The sequence below is a fragment of the Psychrobacter proteolyticus genome (genome assembly GCF_038155145.1).
GTDB classification, from domain to species: Bacteria; Pseudomonadota; Gammaproteobacteria; order Pseudomonadales; family Moraxellaceae; genus Psychrobacter; species Psychrobacter proteolyticus_B.
Genome location: NZ_JBAKAY010000193.1, coordinates 1 through 213 on the forward strand (window position 1 = coordinate 1; position 213 = coordinate 213).

The window sequence follows — 213 nt, forward strand, 5'->3', positions numbered from 1 at the left end:
CAGCCATCTGGCGCAGTCAAATCTTTGATTCCATCTGGACATCTTATTGAGTTATTGCCTGAATGGAAACCCAAAACCTTGCGTGTATATGTAGTTTATGCCAATCGAAAGCAGGTGACACCACTACAAAGAAAGTTAATTGATTTTCTTGCCGAAGAAATAAAGCGTTCGCCTTACTGCTAGCAAGAAACTCATAAGCCAATAGGTATTTAT

Annotated in this window: 1 pseudogene; it reads left to right on the top strand. The window is 39.4% G+C overall.

Annotation, left to right across the window (positions count from 1 at the left end):
• Window positions 1-183, top strand: a pseudogene (locus V6252_RS13485) (LysR substrate-binding domain-containing protein); the annotation flags it as partial.
• Window positions 184-213: the final 30 nt, after the last annotated feature.